This is a genomic window from Kitasatospora sp. NPDC048722 (assembly GCF_040650235.1).
In the GTDB taxonomy this organism is placed as follows: Bacteria; Actinomycetota; Actinomycetes; order Streptomycetales; family Streptomycetaceae; genus Kitasatospora.
The window spans coordinates 1-14,145 of record NZ_JBEZGX010000057.1 but is presented as its reverse complement, the minus strand read 5'-3'; the positions used below and the strand labels follow the sequence as shown (position 1 = coordinate 14,145).

Below are 14,145 nucleotides of genomic sequence, written 5' to 3'. Positions count from 1 at the left end.
CACGCACGACACGGCTCGCGCCCGGCGTTCACGCGCCCGCGGCCGTCCGGTCCTCCCGGAGGCCGCGGGCGCGCGTCGTTCCGCGCCCGGGACGCCTCAGCGGGCGCCGGCGCGGGCCCGGCGGTAGAGCACACCGCCGCCGAGCAGCAGCGCGAGGCCGGCCGCGCCGAGCAGCTCGACGTCGCCCGCGCCGGTCGACGCCAGCTGGCTGCCGGGGGCTCCGGCGGCCGTGGTGGCCACGCCGTTCGTGCGGGCCGCGGCCGGGACGGCACCGGTGCCGGGCCCGCCGCTGTTGCCGCCCGCGGCCGACCCGACGGCCGGGGTGGAGGCGGCCGGGGCGCCGGGGGTGGTCCCGGTGGACGAGCCGCCGGTGCGACCGCCGCCCGGCGAGGTCTCACCGCCGCCCTGCGGCGGGGTGGTGGACGGGGTTCCGGACGGCGGGGTCGGGCCGTGGCTCTCGGGGCAGTCGTCGGTCGGCCGGGGAGCCGGCGGAGCGACGTTGCCGCAGGCGTTGCCGAAGGCCGGGTTGCCGACGCCGACCACGTCCACGGAGTTGCCGCAGGCGTTGACCGGGATGTGCACCGGGGCCTGGACGCTGTTGCCGGAGGCCACGCCGGGCGAGTCGGCCGCGGCACCGGAGGCCGAGGCGCCCGAGGCGGAGGAGCCGCGGGTGGCACCGCCGTTGTCGCTCCTGCCGCCGCCCTGACCGCCCCCGCCGCCCTGGTGGCCGCTCACGTTGGCGCAGTGGTTGCCGTAGGCCGGGTTGAGCACGCCGATCACGTCGACGGTGTTGCCGCAGGCGTTGATCGGCACCTCGACCGGCACCTGCACCGAGTTGCCCGAGGCCACGCCCGGCGAACCGGCGGCACCCCCCTGCGCCTCGGCGCCCGCGTAGGCGTAGCCGGCGGTCGAGGCCAGGACACTGCCCGTGGCCACGGCCGTGAGGATCCCCTTCTTGGCTACATTCCTCATGTATTCCCCTGACGTATGACGTATCCGTATGACGTATCGAAACGACGTGATGACCTTCCGGACATCCGAAAGTCGGACTTTCTGAATATCCGGATATCCCGCGAGGTCTTCGACTGCACAGGAGTAAACGAGGAAGTCATGGCGAGGTTGGGCCGAACGCATCAGCTTCACCCGATCGAGTGGACGTGTCTGTTTGCCGCATCCGGGCACCCCCGACCCGCCGCCGTCCTGCTCGCCCTCCCGAAACGCAAGAACCCCCGGCGGCGGGGAGTCCCGCCGCCGGGGGCCGAGCTTCTGGGCCTTAGAAGTTGGCGCAGTGGTTGCCGAACGCCGGGTTCAGAACGCCGATCACGCTGACGGTGTTGCCGCAGACGTTGACCGGGACGTGAACCGGGACCTGCACCAGGTTGCCGGAGACCACACCCGGCGAGGCGACCGCAGCACCCTCGGCCGCCGCACCGCCGTGGGCGGACGCGACACCGGCGGCGGCGAGGACCAGCCCACCGGTGGCAGCGGCGACGGCGGCGATCTTCTTGACCTTCATCATTCCTCCTGTTTGGACACCGCAACCCGTTCGGCGGGCTGCACAGGGATGAACGACGGTGTGGCAAACGGGGTACGGAACAGATTTGCCATTCACCCGCAACGGTGATGACTCGCACACATGCCCACCGCAGAATTCCATGCAGGATCGTTTCTGTCGATCTCCCCGACCACGTCCCAAATCATTAGCTCCGACAATGCGGACGGCCCGCACCCGGAACCCCGGGGCGGGCCGTCACGGCGCGGTGCCCGGCCCGCACCGATCGACTCGGCAGGCGTCGACTCGGCGGGCGTCGACTCGGCAGGCGTCGGCTCAGCGGGCGTCGACTCAGCGGGCGTCGACTCGGCAGGCGTCGGCTCAGCGGGCGTCGACTCGGCAGGCGTCGGCTCAGCAGGCGTCGATGAACCGGTCCAGCACGCGCACGCCGAACTTCAGCCCGTCCACCGGCACGCGCTCGTCGACGCCGTGGAACATCCCGGCGAAGTCCAGCTCCGGCGGCAGCTGCAGCGGCGCGAAGCCGAAGCAGCGGATCCCGAGGTCCTGGAACGACTTGGCGTCCGTCCCGCCCGACAGGCAGTACGGCACCGCGCGGGCGATCGGGTCCTCCGCGCGCAGCGCCGTCTGCATGGCCTCGACGAGCGCGCCGTCGAAGCTCGTCTCGATCGCCTTGTCCGCGTGCAGGCTCTCGCGCTTCACACGCGGGCCCAGGACGCTGTCCAGCTCGGCCAGGAACTCCTCCTCGTAGCCGGGCAGGAAGCGCCCGTCCACGTGCGCGGTGGCCTGGCCGGGGATGACGTTCACCTTGTAGCCGGCGCCGAGCATGGTCGGCTGGGCGGTGTTGCGCAGCGTGGTGCCGATCATCTTGGCGATGCCGCCGAGCACCCGCAGCGTCTCGTCCATGTTCTCCGGGTCCAGCTCGACCCCGAGGGCGTCGGACAGCTCGTCCAGGAAGGCCCGGACGGTCTTGGTGATCCGCAGCGGAAAGGTGTGCCGGCCCAGCCGGGCGACCGCCTCGCACAGCTCGGTGATGGCGTTGTCGTCGTTCTCCATCGAGCCGTGGCCGGCGCGGCCCTCGACCGTCAGGCGCATCCAGTGCATGCCCTTCTCGGCGGTCTCCACCAGGTAGAGGCGCACCTGGTCGTTGACCGTGAAGGAGAACCCGCCGACCTCGCCGATGCCCTCGGTCACGCCCTCGAACAGCTCCGGGTGCTTGTCCACCAGGAAGCGCGCGCCGTACGTGCCGCCGGCCTCCTCGTCCGCGACGAAGGCCAGCACCAGGTCGCGCGGGGGCTTGCGGCCGGTGCGCAGCCGGTCGCGGACGACGGCGAGGGTCATCGCGTCCATGTCCTTCATGTCGACCGCGCCGCGGCCCCACACGCAGCCGTCCGCGATCTCGCCGCCGAACGGGTCGTACGTCCAGTCGGCGGCGTTCGCCGGGACGACGTCGGTGTGGCCGTGGATCAGCAGGCCCGGGCGGGAACGGTCCTCGCCCTCGATCCGGACGACGGTCGAGGCCCGCCCCTTGGCCGATTCGAAGATCTGCGGTTCGACGCCGAACTCGGCGAGCTGCTCGGCCACGTACTCGGCGGCCTTCCGCTCGCCCGGCCCGGAGCCGTCCCCGTAGTTGCTGGTGTCGATCCGGATCAGGTCGCGACAGATCCCGGCGACCTCCGACTCAGCCGTCACCCTCGGCGTCGCCGACTCGCTCCGCTCGCTCACGGTCACTCCTCGTCTCTGGCCCGCACCGGCGCACCAGCGCGCCACCCCCGGGATCTGCACCCGGGCCGTACGAGCACGTCCGCCCATCCTCCCCCAGGCCCCCACCGGGATCCACCCCCCGCACGGGCCCGAAACCCCCTGGTCACGCCCCCGCCACACGCGGCCCCTTGCCCGCGTCACCGCCCCCGCTCCCCCGCGCGGAACCGTTTTGGGAACGCAAGCCGATCTTTGCTACAGTTACATCTGTCAGCGCGGCCGACGGAAAGACGGAAGCCGCAAAGGCAACACCCGGTCCGGGTGGCGGAATGGCAGACGCGCTAGCTTGAGGTGCTAGTGCCCTTTATCGGGCGTGGGGGTTCAAGTCCCCCCTCGGACACGGAACATCCCCTCGGGGCTCGCGAGAGCGCCGGGGGGATTTCGCGTTTTCCGGGGCAGTTTCCGAGGCGTTGCGGGGAGGGTGGGGGAAGCGGACATGACATGGACACCCTTGCCCGACGGAATGGTCTAGTCCACACTGGCGTCGGCCCGGGAGGGCCCCGGGACGGGCGGACGAGGGGGAGGCCATGGGGGGACGGGACGCGGCGCCGGGGCTCCCTTGGGACGGTCCGGAGACGGGGGGCCAGACGCTCGGCGCGCAGGTGCAGGGGCACCGGCGGCGGGCGGGGCTCAGCCAGGAGGAGGCGGCGGCCCGCGCCTCGATCAGTGCCCGGGCGCTGCGCGACATCGAGCGCGACCGGGTCAACCGGCCGCAGGCCGGGACGCTCCGGCGGCTGGCCGCGGCCCTCGGGTTGAGCGGCACCGACGTCGAGCGGCTGCTGACCGCCGCCCGCGCGCGGCCGGCCAGGAACACCGGTCGGCTGCGGTTCCTGATCCTCGGCCCGCTCGTCGTGCAGCGCGACCAGACCCCACTCGCGGTCACGAGTCCGATGCAGCGCCGCCTGCTCGGACTGCTCGCGCTCAAGCACCCCGAGCCGGCCACACAGCAGGAGATCGCCGAGACGCTCTGGCCCGCAGGGCCGCCCAGTTCACGGCAGAGCCTCATCCACACGTACGTCAGCCAGGTCCGCCAACTCCTCGAACCCGCCGCGCCCCGGGCCGGGGCGAAGCCCGCCGTCGCCCGCACCCCCACCGGCTACCTGCTGGAGGCCACCTGGAGCCAACGCGACCTCGGGCACTTCGACGAACTCCTCGCCCGCGCCAAACGCGCGCTCGCCGCGACGGACCCCGTCCTCGCGTACGAGTCGCTCACGCGCGCCCTGGAGTGGTGGCGCGGGCCCGTGCTCGCGGACGGCGACCCGGCGCTGCGCAACCACCCGGCCGCCGTCGCCGCCAACGAGCAGCGGACCGAGGCCGTCCTGCTGCACGCCGACGCCGCACTCCGGCTCGGCCGCCCCGAGGACGCCGTGCGCCGGCTCTGGGAGATGGTGCGGGAGGAGCCGCTGCACGAGGGCCTGCACGCCCGGCTCGTCCTCACCCTCGCCAGCTGCGGCGAACAGGCCGCCGCGCTCAAGGTGTTCACCCGCTTCCGCGACCGGCTGGACGAGGAACTGGGCATCGCGCCCAGCGAGGAACTGCGCGAGGCGCACCTGCGGGTGCTGCGCCAGCAACTGCCCCGCGCGCGGCGCACCGGGACGGACGAACCGTGGCCCCCGGCGGCACCGGGCCCGGCCGTCGCCGTCCGGCCGGCCCAACTCCCCGCCGAGGCCGGGGCGTACGTCGGACGCCGCCGCCAGCTCCGGGAACTGGACGGCCTGGTGGCCACGGACCCGGCCGTCCGGCAGAAGGTCGTCGCCGTGGTGGGCGCGCCGGGCGTCGGCAAGACGGCGCTGGCGATGCACTGGGCGCACGCGCGGCGCGACCACTTCCCGGACGGGCAGCTGTTCGTCGACCTGCGCGGACACTCCCCCGTGCCCGCGCTGCGCCCCGGCGACGTCCTGGCCCAGTTCCTCCGCGCCCTCGGCGTGCCGCCCGACCGGATGCCGGCCGACGAGGACGAGGCCGTCGCGACGTACCGCACGCTGCTCGCCGACAAGCGGATGCTGATCGTGCTGGACAACGCCCGCGACCCCGAACAGGTCCGGCCGCTCATCCCCGGTGCGCAGGGCTGCGGCGTCGTCATCACCAGCCGCACCAGGATGGCCGGGCTGGTCGTCAGCGACGGCGCCCGGCAGCTGGCCCTCGACGTGCTCGGCCCGGACGACGCCCTTAGGCTGCTCGCGCACACCGCGGGCGCCGAGCGGGTCGCCGCCGAGGAGGAGGCCGCGCGGGCGCTGGTCCAGCTGTGCGGCGGGCTGCCGCTCGCGATCAGGATCGCCGCCGCCAACCTGCACGCCCGCAACACCGGCATCACCGCGTACTGCACCGAGCTCGCCGGCGACGACCTGCTCAGCCGGCTGCGCGTCGAGGGCGACCGGCACGCGACCGTCAGGGCCGCGTTCGACCTCTCCCACCGTGCCCTGCCCGAACCGGCCCGGCGGATGTTCCGGCTGCTCAGCCTGATGCCCGGGGCGGACGTCACCGTCCACGGCGCCGCCGCCCTCGCCGACACGACCTCCGCCGAGTCCGCCCTGCTCATGCACCGGCTGACCGACGCCCACCTCGTGCAGGAGCGCTCCCCCGGCCGGTTCGGGCTGCACGACCTGCTGCGCTCCTACGCCCGCGAGCTCGTCGTCGGCGACGAGGTGCACGGCGCCCGGGAACGGCTCTTCGAGTGGTACCTGCGCCACGCCGAGGCCGCGGCCCGGCTGCTCGACCCGACCAGGCCCGCGGCCGGCCCCGGACCGGCCGCCGCCACGCTCGTCCCGGACCGCGCCCAGGCGGCCGCGTGGCTGGACGCCGAACGGGACAGCCTGGTCGGCGCCGTCCTGCACGCGGCCCACTCCGGCTTCCCCACCGTCGCCTGGCGCCTCGCCGAGAGCCTGCACGGCTACCTCTCCCGTGGCATGTACACCATCCAGCGGCTGCGCGTCGCCACCGCGGGGCTCGCCGCCGCCGTCACCGACGGCCGGCTCCGCGCCCAGGCCACCGCGCAGCTGCAGCGCGCCGACTGCCACTGGACCCTCGGCAACAACGCGCTCGCCGTCACCCTCTTCGGCAAGGCCCTCGACCTCGCCGGGCGGGCCGAGTGGCCGGCCGGCCAGGCGACGGCGCTGCGCCGGATCGGCGCCGCCCACCAGGAGAACGGCAGCATGCGCCTGGCCTCCGACTACCTCTCCCGGGCCCGCGAGCTCACCGAACGCGCGGGCGGCGCGGGCACCGCCGACGACCTCACCGACCTCGGCCTGATCTGCTGGAAGCTCGGCCGCCTGCCCGAGGCCGCCGACCACTTCACCCACGCCGCCCGGCTCTACCGCGACCTCGGCTCGGTCCGCGGGGAGGCGATCGCCCACACCAACCTCGGTATCGCCCACCGCGCCATGGGCCGCTCCCGGGAGGCGATCCGGGTGGCCGGCGCCGCACTGGCCGTCCACGAGGCCACCGGCAACCGGACCAGCGAGACCGTCGCCCTGAGCTGCCTCTCCCGCGCCCACTCCGACCTCGGCGACCACCACACCGGCCGGCGGCTCGCCGAGACCGCCCTCGCCACCGCGCGGGCACTCGGCAACCGCCGGCTGGAGGCGAACGCCGCCTTCGTCCTCGCGATCGCGCTGGAGCGGGCCGAGCGACTGCCCGAGGCCGCCGACAGCTACCGGCAGGCGCTGCACCTCGCCGAGGTGGTCGACGACCGCTTCCCGCAGGTGTCCGCGCTCGTCGGCCTGGCGACCGTCCAACGGCGGCTCGGCGAGCCGCAGTTCGCCCTGCTCACCGCCCAGCAGGCGCTCGCCCTGGCCCGCGAGTCGGAGTTCCGGCTGCTGGAGGCCTGCGCACTCGACGTGCTCGCCCACGTCCGCGTCCTGCTCGGCGACCCGCGCGCCGGCGCGGACCTGGCCGCGGACGCGCTCGCGCTGCACCGGGAGACCGGCCACCGGCCCGGCGAGGCGCGCAGCCACCACGTGCTCGGGCACGCGCACGCGGCACTCGGCGCACCGGAGGAAGCGCTCGCGCACCGGCGCGCGGCGGAGCGGATCGGCGAGGAGACGGGGACCGGGGCCGTCCTCTGAGTCACGGCCGGGCCCGTGCGGCCGGGGACAGCGGCTCGGACGGGACGCGCGGACGGGACGCGCGGACAGGACGTTGGCGCCGGAACAACTGCTCCGGAAGTTGCGGCCACTTCTTCCGGTCGCCCGGCCGCCGCCCGCCCGCCCGCCGGATCGCCGAGCTCAGCCCCCGTAGACGGCCCCCGTCGACCGGAGGTTCCGGCCGCTCGGCCTCTGGTGCGACTACAGCCGGTCCAACAGCCGCCCTCCGTACCGTGATCCAGAACCCCCCACACGACCGCCGCGATCCATGAGGTGACACGTTGCCACAGCTCACGGTCGACTTCGCCGGTGCCCGCCCCGCACGGTCGGGCCCGCTCTCGTTCGGTCACGCCAACATCGTCCGTGCGATCAGCATCGACGACGACCCCACGCGCCTGAACCTCGCCATGGTCTTCGGCGTCCCCGCCGACGGCGGCCCGGACCGGATCGCCGCCCAGCTGCGCACCCTGCTGGAGCGCCACGAGTCGCTGCGCACCACGTACGTCCTCACCACCCCGCCCACCCAGCGGGTCGCCGCCTCCGGCACGCTCGTGGTCGAGCTGGTCGAGTCGGACGGCGACCCCCTGGGGACGGCCGAGCGCACCGCCCGCCGGCTGCGCGCCCGCCCCTTCGACCTGCAGTCCGAACTCCCCTTCCGCGCCGCCGTGGTGACGGCGGACGGCGTCCCGAGACAGCTCGTCTGGGTGGTCACCCACGCCGCCATGGACGTCGCCGCGTGCGAGGTGCTGCACGCCGAGTGGGCCGCGCTGTGCGCCGGCCGCGAGCTGCCGGAGCCGCCCGCGCTGGAGCCCGTCGACGTCGTCGAGCTGGAGCGCTCGGCGTCCGTCCAGCGGATCGGCGCGGGCGCCGTCCAGTACTGGGGCGGCCAGATCGGCCGGGTGCCGCAGGCCGTGTTCCCGCCGCCCACCGGCACCCCGGCCAAGTCCGACTGGCTGCACCCCGGCCTCGCCGTCCGCTCCGCGGCCGCCCCCGCCCAGCTGGCGGCCGTCGCCGAACGGACCGGCGCCAGCGCCTCCACGGTGGTGCTCGCGGCCCTCGCGGTGCTCGTCGGCCACCGCACCGGGCACGGGACCGTCGCGGTGACCTCGCTCTCCGGCAACCGCGTCGTCCCCAAGCTGCGCGGTTTCTTCGGATCGCTCGCACAGGACGCGCTGCTGCCGCTCGACCTCGACGGGCTGACCGGCTTCGACGACGTCGTCCGGCGGGTGCGGGCGGCCGGGCTGCCCGCGTACCGGCACAGCTGGTTCGACCCGACCGCGGTCTGGCGGGCGATCGAGGCGGCGAGCACCGAACGCGGCATCTCCTTCGCACGCGACCTCGTCTTCAACGACATGAGCGCGCTGGCGGCCGCGGCCGACTCCCCCGACGAGTCCGCGCGGGGGCGACTGCCCGGTGTGTGGATCCCCGGTCACCAGGAGCCGGCCGTCCCCGAACCGGGGCTCGGCGGCAGCGTCGGGTGGGTGCCCGCCGAGGACGTGCCCTGCCGCTTCTTCGCATGCCTGTACCGGCTCGCCGGGGAGTTCGAGCTGACCCTGTGGCTCGACCCGCAGACCCTGCCCGGGGCCGAGGCCGAGGAGTTCGGGCGCGCCCTGCTGCGCCTGTTCGCGGCCGCCGCCGAGGAGGACGTGGCGCTCGAGGAACTGCCCTCGCTCACCACGCTCGCGCCGGTCGAGCGCGGCCCCGGCTGGTACCTCAGCGACCGCTCCTGGGTGGAGCTCGCCGCCGTCCGGACGCTGCTCGCCGAGGTGCTGGCCGACACCCCGCACCTCGTCACCGCGGAACCGGACGACGACCTCGGTCACCGACTGGTGTGCCGCCTCGCCGGGCCGGCCGACCCGCGGGACGTCCAGCGGCGCGCACTGGCCGCGCTCCCCGGGCGGGTCAGCGCCGTCACTCCGCACCGCTACGTGGTGCACGGCGGCGCCCCGGAGCCGGCCCGTGCCGACGACCCGCAGGCCTGGGCCGAGCTGCCGGTGCTGTCCGACTCCTCGGGCCGACCCGCGGAAGGCGACCTGACGTGAGCGCCACCGACACCAGCGCCGACGAGGCGGGTTCCCCCGGCACGGACACCGAGGACACCGGTGCTCCCGGCGCCGCCCTGTGGTCAGGCAACTTCCGCCTCTACTTCGGCGCCCGCACCGGCTCGCTGCTCGGCGACGCGATGCTGCCCGTGGCGCTGTCCGTCGGCGTCCTGGACAGCGGCTACGGCACCGCCGGGGTCGGCTACGCGCTGGGCGCCTGGATGGCGGCGCTCGCCATGGGCGTGCTGTTCGGCGGCGTGCTCGCCGACCGGTTCACACCCCGCCGGATGATGGTCCTGGCCGACCTCGTGCGCCTGGGCATCCAGGGCACGCTGGCCGTCGCGTTCGCCCTCGGCACGCCGTCGCTGGCCGCGGTCGTCGCGCTGCAGTTCGCGAGCGGCCTGGCCACCGCGCTGTTCCAGCCCGGGGTGGCCGGGCTCGTCCCGCAGGTCGCGCAGGACGTCCAGCGGGCCAACGGCGCGCTGCGGATCGCCGAGTCGCTGGCCGGGGTGGCCGGGCCCGCCCTGGCCGGGGTCCTCGTCGGCTTCTCCGGGCCGGCCGTGGTGTTCGCCCTCTACGCGGCCACGTACGGGATCAGCGCCGCCTGCCTGTTCGCGCTGCGGCTGCCGCCGCGCGCGGGCGAGCCGGCCGGGGAGTCGTTCCTGCGCCAACTGATCGAGGGCTGGCAGGAGTTCCGGGCCCGCTCGTGGCTGTGGGGCGTCATCTCGGTCTTCCTGCTGTACGGCTGCTTCGTGGCCGGCCTCTCGCTGCCGGTCGGCACGAACCTCGTCGTCGCCGCCCACGGCTCCGCCGTGCTCGGCACCGGCCTGGCCGCCATGGGCGCCGGCGGACTGGTCGGCGGCGCCGTGGCGATGCGGCTGCGCCCCGCCCGTCCGCTCGCCTTCGGCACGATCGGGTGGGTGCTGTTCGCGCTGTACCCGCTGACGGCGGCGATCCGGCCCGACGTGCTCGTGCTGTGCTTGGGTTGGGGCCTCGCCGGGGCCGGTCTGGCGCTGTGGTCGGTCCTGTGGGCGACCACCGTCCAAACCCGGATCCCGGGAGACCTGCTCAACCGGGTCTACGCGTACGACGTGGCCGGCTCACTGCTGTCGATGGCCCTCGGCCGCGCGCTGGCCGGGCCGATCGCCCGCCTGACCGGGGAGCGGACGCTGATGTTCGCGTCCTTCGGCGTCGGGCTGGCCTGCAGCGCCGTCCTGCTCGCGGCACCGGCCATCCGCAGGCTGCGTGCCGCCGGCCCGGGCGGCGGACGACCGGACGAGGACTGAGTGGAGGCGATCATGGCACACGCGGCACCGACCGTACGACAGGACTCCGCGAGACACCCCGGCGAACCGGACCAGTTCGTGGTCTGGCTCTACGAACGGGCCCTCGGCCGACCGCACTTCACCCCCGCCGGGATCGCCGCCGAACTCGGCCTCCCGCTCCCCAGGGTCCTGCGGGCGCTCGACGAACTGCGCGAACTGCGCCTGGTGCGGCCGGCCGAGGACGGCGGGAGCCTGCTGGTCGCGGTCAGCCCGGACACCGCCCAGGTCGAGCTCCTGGTGCCGCTGGAGCGGGCGATCCACGACCAGCGGCGCCGGCTCGCCGGTTTCAAGGGCCAACTGCGGTCGTTCGCCGCCGCGTTCGACAAGCAGGCCAAGGCCCGTACGGAGAGCGTGGTGATCACCGACGACCCGCAGGAGCTCCGGCTGCGGCTCCTCGAGGCGGCCCAGCGCTGCACCGGGGAACTGCTGGTCATGCAGCCCTGTGTGGCGCAGGAGACGGCCGAGCTGCGGCTGGCCCGGCCGCTCGTGCTGGAGGCGCTGCAACGCGGCGTCCGGGCCCGGGTGCTCTACCCGCACACCGCCCGCGGCGACGCCGGGACGCGGGCCCACATCGGCGCGCTGATGGCGGTCGGCGGGCAGGCCCGCACCACCAAGGAGGTGCACGACCGCTTCCTGGTGTTCGACCGGCAGGTCGCGTTCATCCCGGCCGGCGAGGGCGACGCGATCGCCGTCGTGTACGACGGGGCGGTGGCGGCCTTCCTCGGCGGGCTGCACGAGCGCTACTGGGCCTCGGCCTTCGAGTTCGACTCCGCGGCCGGCGGTTACGCCGGGACGATCGAGGAGGTGAAGGCGACCATCCTCGAACTGCTGGCCTCCGGTGCCAAGGACGACGTGATCGCCCGGCGGGTGGCGATGTCGGACCGCACCTTCCGCCGGCACCTGGCCGCGATCATGCAGGACCTCTCCGCCACCAGCCGGTTCCAGGCCGGCGTGCTGGCGGCCCGGACCGGGCTGGTCGGCCCGACGCCGAGGAACGCCGCCTGAGCCGACGGGCCGCGCCGGTGCCGCGGCCGGGTGGGTCCACCGTGTTGCGGCCCCCGGCCACGGCACCGGCACCCGGCGGGCGGGCACCGGGACGCACCACCGAACCTCTCCGCACCACACCCGACCCCGCTGCTCCGAGCGGGGACCGTCCGCTGCCCGGCTCGATCCGCGGGCGCGGTGACCGGCCCGAGCGGGAGAACGTCCCGCCCCGGCCGGTCCCGGACCCGCGGCGGCCGGGCGACCCTCCGATGGAAGGAAACCGATGTCCACCGCCCTTCAGCACCACCTGTTCGCGAGCGACGACGGCGGCAACGACCTGCCGTACGTCCTGTCGCTGCCGGACGGCTACGCCGACGCGACCGAGCCCTGGCCGCTGCTGCTGTTCCTGCACGGCGCCTCGGAACGCGGCGAGGACCTGGCCGGCATCGCCGCGCACGGCCCGCTCAAGCAGATCGAGGCCGGCGCGGACCTGCCGTTCGTCGTGGTCGCGCCGCAGTGTCCCTCGTACAGCACCTGGGCGGCCGAACTGAGCGCGCTGGCCGCCCTGGTCCGGGAGGTGGCCGACGCCCACCGCGTGGATCCGGACCGGCTGTACGTCACCGGGCTCAGCATGGGCGGCACCGGGACGTGGGCGCTCACCGCCCGCTACCCGGGCCGGTTCGCGGCCGCGGTGCCGATCTGCGGCTCCTGGCTGCCGGAGGCCGCGCCGCGGATCGCCCACCTGCCGGTGTGGACCTTCCACGGCGCCGACGACCGCAACATCCCGGTCTCGCACACCGAGAAGATCGTCGCCGCGCTGCGCGAGGCGGGCAACCCCGTCCGCTTCACCCGGTACCCGGACACCGGACACGACTCGTGGACCAGGACGTACGACGACCCCGAGGTCTACGCCTGGCTGCTCGCGCAGTCCCGGTCCGCCGCAGGGGAGCCGGCCGGGCGCGCGAACCCGCTCGGCGTCGACCCTGCGGCGCCGCTGGACGTGCTGGTCTTCGACGGCGGCTTCGGCGACGGCTACGTCCGGGACGCCGAGGAGCGCTACCGCGCGGCGTTCCCGCACGCGGAGGTCGCACACACCGCCGCCGCCGAGATCCGGCCGCTGCTGGAACCGCGCCTCGCCGGCGGGAACCCCCCGGACCTCGTGGACAACACCGGCCCGGCCTCGGTGGCCACCGCCGAGCTGGCCGCCGCCGGCCGACTGACCGACCTGCGGCCGCTGCTGGCCGCACCGGCCTACGACGATCCGGACCGGAGCGTCGCCGACACGCTGATCCCGGCGGCGATCGCCAAGGGCCGGTTCGGCGGGGAGGAGGTCTGGGCGCTCAACCACGCGTACACGGTGTTCGGCCTCTGGTACTCCAAGTCGACGCTCGCGAGGCACGGTTGGGAGTACCCCAGGACCTGGGACGAGATGCTCGCGCTGTGCGAGGAGGCCAAGCACGAGGGCATCGCGGGCTGGACGTTCCCCGGCAAGTACCCGTTCTACCTGCAGTGGACGCTGTACCCCTTCATCGCCAAGATCGGCGGCCCCGAGGTGCTGCGGGCCATCGACAACCTGGAGCCGAACGCCTGGCACCACGACGCCGTCCGGCAGGCCTTCGAGGCGTACCACGAACTCGCCGTCCGCGGACACCTGCTGGCGGGCACCGCGGACCTCGACCACCTCCAGGCACAGGCCGCGTGGACGGCCGGGAAGGCGCTGTTCATCCCGAACGGCTCCTGGGTGGAGAACGAGGCCAAGGACACCACGCCGCCCGGCTTCGACATGGCCGTGGCGCCGCCCCCCGGGCTCGGCGACACCGACCGGATGCCGTTCGGGACCATCTGGGCGGCGGCCGGCAGCGCGTTCGTCGTCCCGCGGGCCGCCCGCAACCCGCAGGGCGGGCAGGAGCTGCTGCGCGTCCTGCTCGGCCGCACGTCGGCACGGGAGTTCACCCGCCGGGTGTCCTCGCTGACGGTGGTCGGCGAGGCCGCGGACGACCTCGAACTGCCGCCCGGCCTCGCCTCGGCCCGCGACCTGCTCAAGGCCGCCGGCGAGCACGTCGTCGCGCCCCGCACGGACTGGTACCAGGACCTCAACCGCGAGGTCATCGCGGGCTACATCGGCGAACTGACGACCGGCCGGCTGAAGCCCGCCGAGGCCGTCCGGCTGATCCAGCAGGCGGCGGACCGGACCGCCCAGGACGGTTCCGTCACGAAGTACCGGCACCCCTGAGCCTTCCGCTCCCCCCTCTCGGGGATCCGGTCGCTGACCTAATTCGGCAGCCGGTTCCGGGCGTTGAGGAAGGTCTGCACCAATCCATAGCCTGGAGGCACACCACGAAGCCCCCGAGGCGAACGGAGACATCGCCCATGGTCAGCGATGTGATCGACCGGAACGGCCGGTTCCAGGAAATCATGGACCGCCTCACCGTCAAGTCGAT

Annotated in this window: 8 protein-coding genes and 1 tRNA gene; 6 read left to right on the top strand and 3 right to left on the bottom strand. The window is 74.6% G+C overall.

The window, feature by feature from the left end; translation table 11 throughout:
* Window positions 1-96: 96 nt before the first annotated feature.
* The 3 genes from AB0C76_RS32130 to AB0C76_RS32120 all read right to left on the bottom strand — a co-directional run bounded on the left by AB0C76_RS32130 (window position 97) and on the right by AB0C76_RS32120 (window position 3,235).
* Window positions 97-936 (bottom strand): chaplin, encoded by an 840-nt coding sequence (locus tag AB0C76_RS32130; RefSeq protein WP_359972348.1) that lies wholly within the window; start codon window positions 934-936, stop codon window positions 97-99.
* Between the two features lie 337 nt (window positions 937-1,273).
* Complete coding sequence (locus AB0C76_RS32125; protein WP_359972423.1) at window positions 1,274-1,516, bottom strand: chaplin; 243 nt, start codon at window positions 1,514-1,516, stop codon at window positions 1,274-1,276.
* A 387-nt stretch (window positions 1,517-1,903) separates the two neighbouring features.
* Window positions 1,904-3,235 (bottom strand): M20/M25/M40 family metallo-hydrolase, encoded by a 1,332-nt coding sequence (locus AB0C76_RS32120; protein ID WP_329924428.1) that lies wholly within the window; start codon window positions 3,233-3,235, stop codon window positions 1,904-1,906.
* Window positions 3,236-3,526: 291 nt separating this feature from the next.
* Here AB0C76_RS32120 and AB0C76_RS32115 point away from each other — a divergent pair.
* The 6 genes from AB0C76_RS32115 to ngcE all read left to right on the top strand — a co-directional run bounded on the left by AB0C76_RS32115 (window position 3,527) and on the right by ngcE (window position 13,937).
* Window positions 3,527-3,611 (top strand) — tRNA-Leu (locus tag AB0C76_RS32115).
* A 187-nt stretch (window positions 3,612-3,798) separates the two neighbouring features.
* Window positions 3,799-7,335, top strand: coding sequence for a BTAD domain-containing putative transcriptional regulator (locus AB0C76_RS32110; protein WP_359972346.1), 3,537 nt, complete (start codon window positions 3,799-3,801; stop codon window positions 7,333-7,335).
* Window positions 7,336-7,634: 299 nt separating this feature from the next.
* Window positions 7,635-9,395: a condensation domain-containing protein gene (locus tag AB0C76_RS32105; protein WP_359972345.1), complete on the top strand. Its 1,761-nt coding sequence runs from the start codon at window positions 7,635-7,637 to the stop codon at window positions 9,393-9,395.
* Window positions 9,392-10,681: an MFS transporter gene (locus AB0C76_RS32100; RefSeq protein WP_359972343.1), complete on the top strand. Its 1,290-nt coding sequence runs from the start codon at window positions 9,392-9,394 to the stop codon at window positions 10,679-10,681. Before AB0C76_RS32105 ends, AB0C76_RS32100 begins: the two co-directional genes overlap by 4 nt.
* A gap of 12 nt (window positions 10,682-10,693) precedes the next feature.
* Window positions 10,694-11,725, top strand: a complete 1,032-nt coding sequence (locus AB0C76_RS32095) for a LuxR family transcriptional regulator (RefSeq protein ID WP_359972341.1) — start codon at window positions 10,694-10,696, stop codon at window positions 11,723-11,725.
* A gap of 262 nt (window positions 11,726-11,987) precedes the next feature.
* The gene (ngcE, locus tag AB0C76_RS32090; RefSeq protein ID WP_359972339.1) at window positions 11,988-13,937 is read left to right on the top strand and encodes an N-acetylglucosamine/diacetylchitobiose ABC transporter substrate-binding protein; all 1,950 of its coding nucleotides are present in this window, start codon (window positions 11,988-11,990) and stop codon (window positions 13,935-13,937) included.
* Window positions 13,938-14,145 lie beyond the last annotated feature (208 nt).

Bases quoted from the DNA above. Each gene is read 5' to 3' on its own strand.
- AB0C76_RS32125 (WP_359972423.1), bottom strand. From the start codon at position 1,516: ATGAAGGTCAAGAAGATCGCCGCCGTCGCCGCTGCCACCGGTGGGCTG.
- AB0C76_RS32110 (WP_359972346.1), top strand. From the start codon at position 3,799: ATGGGGGGACGGGACGCGGCGCCGGGGCTCCCTTGGGACGGTCCGGAG.
- AB0C76_RS32095 (WP_359972341.1), top strand. From the start codon at position 10,694: ATGGCACACGCGGCACCGACCGTACGACAGGACTCCGCGAGACACCCC.
- ngcE (WP_359972339.1), top strand. From the start codon at position 11,988: ATGTCCACCGCCCTTCAGCACCACCTGTTCGCGAGCGACGACGGCGGC.